The organism is Microcoleus sp. S13_B4 (genome assembly GCF_036700885.1).
Classification (GTDB): Bacteria; Cyanobacteriota; Cyanobacteriia; order Cyanobacteriales; family Microcoleaceae; genus Microcoleus.
Map to the genome: position 1 here is coordinate 1 of NZ_JAUBPU010000118.1, position 4,407 is coordinate 4,407.

General features: G+C 44.7%; 1 protein-coding gene and 1 pseudogene. Both read right to left on the reverse strand.

Going from position 1 to position 4,407, the window contains the following annotated elements:
• Nucleotides 1–177: pseudogene (locus QT994_RS27980) on the reverse strand (serine/threonine protein kinase); the annotation flags it as partial.
• Nucleotides 178–348: 171 nt separating this feature from the next.
• The coding region (locus tag QT994_RS27245; RefSeq protein WP_445243952.1) for a trifunctional serine/threonine-protein kinase/ATP-binding protein/sensor histidine kinase at nucleotides 349–4,407 on the reverse strand (4,059 nt) is incomplete at its 5' end.

Genomic DNA, 4,407 nt, shown 5'->3' on the forward strand with positions numbered 1-4,407 from the left:
AGTATACTGGTTGCGGAATTGCAGCAGTTCGCTGAAGCTGGGATAGTCTCGATTTAATAGTTTAATGACAACTGGAAGCTGATCTGTTTCTCGGATGGCTCGATAAACTAGGGTTCTCGAACCACAGTATAATTGCTCAACCAGATGATATCCTGAAATTCGGTTTGTCAAATCCACTGCGGTACTCCTCTGGATTACTCCATGTTAGACTTTGACTGTTGTAAGTAAGTATACACTTTTATTTGTCGAGTCTAACGAGGATTGAACAGCGAGCTCCAGCAGACAGACTCTACCGCTTCTACTCTTTCTAACTTTTGAACAGAAAAATTGCCATCTATCAAGATAATCTTATCCTTTCATCGGCAAGAAAATTGTAAACTCCGTCCCTTCGGTCAATACAGAATTTACCTCAATTGTACCGCCGTGTTTCTCAACTACAATCTGGCGTGCGATCGCCAAACCCAATCCCGTGCCTTTCCCTACTCCCTTAGTGGTAAATAAGTGGTCAAAAATATGACCTTTTATCTCATCTGATATCCCTGGCCCGTTGTCAGAAATGCGAATCGTAACCCACTCAGAAGACTTCATTTCTGTCCGAATCGTGATGCAATTGGCTTGGGCTTTAACCTTCGCAAAACTCTGTTCTCGATTCGATTCTTCCAGTGCATCAATGGCATTGGCAAAGATATTCATAAACACCTGATTTAATTGTCCAGGGAAGCACTCAACTGGTGGCAGGTTCCCGTACTCTTTCACTACTTGAATAGCTGGACGCTGTTCGTTGGATTTCAATCGGTGTTTAAGAATCAAAATCGTACTGTCAATTCCCTCATGAATATTGAAGGGAATTTTGTAATCTTTGTCAGCCCGGGAAAAGGTGCGGAGACTGGTACTGATGCCTTGGATGCGATCGCACCCGACTTGCATCGAATTCAACATTTTGGGTAAATCTTCTAAGATATATTCGATTTCCATCTCTTCAGCTTTTTCTTCGATTTCCTCACCCGGACTGGGAAATTTTTCTTGGTAGAGTTCCACATATTCTGTAAGATCTTTGACGGCGGCGATCGCTTCATGAATATTGCCAGAAATAAATCCGACTGGATTATTAATTTCATGGGCAACCCCGGCCACTAAGTTCCCCAACGCCGACATTTTTTCGCTCTGCACTAATTGCAGTTGAGATTGTTCCACCTGGTGGGCGTAATCCTGCGCTTGCTGATACAGTCGTGCATTTTCTTGGGAAATGGCTGCCTGCTGGTGGGCGTAATCCTGCGCTTGCTGATACAGTCGTGCATTTTCTAGGGAAATGGCAGCCTGAGTACAGAGGAAGTTAAGGACGAGGAGACGATCGCGAGTAAACACTCCTTTTGTCGATCGATGTTCCAGATAAAGTATCGCAACTAAGTTGCCGCGATCGAGAATCGGAGTACATAGCATACTCTGAGGCTTGTGCTGGAGCATATAGTCATTCATTACACCCGGAATTTCGGTTTTGCCGCCTTCAATAACCACAGTTTCCAGGGTGTGTTTGACATAATAAACCAGTTTGAGCGGAATCACCGCCGAGCCATCTATAGGTTGGGTTTGCAGCAGGGTTGTGGGTAACTCATTATCTGGATTGAGGTGCGTTATTGCTCGGATTTGCCATTCATCCTGATGGGGGAGTAGCAAAGCACAAGTTTCTGCGCCCGAAGTTTTTAAAATAATTTGGTTGAGGGTACCGAGCAATTCATCAATCTGAATTTTACTGGATAAAGCTTGAGCAGCTTGCACAATAGAGGCAAAATCAAGGGCATCGGAAATACTCGTGCTGCTATTACTTGAAGTCTGCGAAGAGTGGCTAATCGTTGCCAGCGTCTCTAGAGGATTAAAGCGGAGTTTTGGCTGATTCAAGGTGGGCCCAAGTAATTGACGATAGCGTTGTTCTAGGTCTTCAACTTTGGCTTTAGCTCCCCAACGGGCATAACAGTAATATGCTTCCTGCATATAACCGGCGGCAACTTTTTCTTTGCCCCAGTCCAGGTAGAACTTGGCAGCTAATTCGTTGGCTAACGCTTCGTCTTGGAGGTATTCGTTTTCTTTGGCTCCTTTAATCGCCAGGTCATAGAATTCTATGGCTTCTGTTTTGTGATTGAAAACGCGATTTTTTTCCGCTGCCACCAGATGGTATTTATGCTCGTAGTTCATCGGAGCGTGCTGCATCCAACACTGCATTTTTTCCTGATTGGCATCAACCTGACTTAGGTAATGCGATCGCTCTTGGGAACAGACGTTGGGGTAGTTAGCCAGCAGTGCTAGGGATTGGTAGAAGTGCAAATTGACGAAATTTTCTGACCCAACGCTAGAGTAACTCGCTGCCTTAGCTGCACTCTCCACTGCTGGCTCGAACTCTTCGAGCAGATAGAACAGAATCGTCTTTGCTAAAAACGCATTGAACAGAGCAAATTGATCGTTCTGCTCTAGGAGTTGCGACAACATGGTAGATTCGTCAAATCTCTCACCAATTAACTGGAGAGGGTTGACTGCTTTTCCCAACAAATTCAACAATAATTGATACCAAACCTCTGATACAGAAATGGAGTGTTCCACTTTCAAACTTAGCAACAAATTATGGTATTTATTATGCTCAGATTCAACAGTTTCTAGGTTTTCTCCTGCCAGGAATATGTAGAAACAATAGTTGGTGATGCAGTAACCTGTATATTCGTAATTTCCGCCTTCTAGCCCAATCTGTACCCCATCGGCAAGAGGAGATATGCTTTCTCGTAAAGGCTCCTTCCAATGGTGGACGAAGGTGTAAAACATATTATAGGTAACAACTTTGTGTTCCCTGGTTTCAAAATGTTTGAGCAGTTGCAGTGCCAGCCGCCCTGCTTGATATCCGATATCAATGTTGCCCAGAGCGCCGCATAAGAGCGTGCCATACCAAGCATAGGTTCCTGATGCCAAAGGAGAGTGACCGCCTTCAAGACAGAGTTTCACTTGCCTCACAACTACTGGCAGCAGAATTTGCGGTCTGCCTGCTAGTACAGGAGCAAGACAGACTTTAAGAATCCGCATGGCTGCTAGTTGTGCGGGGTCAGTCATGGTGGGGTAGTCTTCCAAGCATTCTACAGCGGGCAATTCCACTAAAAATTCCTGCTCGCTCAGGTTAACGGGGTAGCCCAACACTTCTAATGCCTGCAATCCCGTATCAATGGCATCGTTCAATTGGTGTTGCGCCATAAAAACTTGTATCTTGAGCTCGTAAGCTGGGATACGATCTAGTAATGTTTTCCCGTGCTGCAACACCATTTCGACTAGGGTACTGGCGGCAGCAAAATTGGTATTGAGATATTCTGCCTCTGCCGCTTCCACAACGATTTCTAAAGTCAAATCGTACTGAGTTTGCCAGCGCGAGTTCGATAGCAAATCCATCGCCGTACTCAGGTATTTCACGGCTGCGGCATAGGCTGTGGATGCTTTTGCTTTGCGTCCTGCTGTTAAGTTCAACCGCGCCACTTCTTCAAGTTCCGCTGGTTGAGAAATTAACTCCAATCCCACATTCAATTGGTTGACAATGGCAAAAATCTGCTCTTCCCGTTCTTGAATCGGGGTATTCTGGAGTAACAATTGCCCGATTTTTAGGTGAGTTGCCTGTTTTTGGTCAGCAGCAATCAAAGAATAAGCAGCTTGCTGAACGCGATCGTGTAAGAAGCGATAGGCAACCGTTTGAGTAATCGCTTGAGAAATATTCTGTTCTATTCCTACATAAAACTTATAAACTTCACTCTGGGGAAGAATCAGCCCTTCCTGTAAAGCTTTCCACAAAGCCGTTGCGGTTTTCGTTTCGGAACTCTCTGAAACAATTGCCAATGTTGCTAAATCGAACTGGTTGCCAATACAAGCGGCTAATTTTAAAACATCCTGAGTTTCTCTGGCCAACTTCTGCAACTGCTGCGCCATAAATTCCACTACATTATCGGTCAGTGCTGCTTCTCTCACTTTACTAATATCGCACTGCCAATGACCCGATTGGAGATCAAAAATAATCAATTCATCCTGATGCAAGGCTTTGAGAAACTGCGTCGCAAAAAATGGATTTCCTTGAGTTTTTTGATATACTAATTCTGTCAGCGGTTGTGCCAAATTAGGATAACAAACTAGCGTATCCGCTACCAATTGATTCAAACTGATTGGGTCGAGCGGTGCTAAGGTTAGGGTGTTGAGGGTTGTTCCGGCCTTCCTCACTTCATCTAAGGTCAACATCAGGGGATGGCCTGGTGATACTTCATTATCCCGATAGGCTCCCAACAGCAACAGATAACCCAATTGCGACTCATTGACTAGCAATTGCATTAACTTCAGCGATGCCGAATCCGCCCATTGTAAGTCATCCAAAAATATCACCAAGGGATGCTCTTT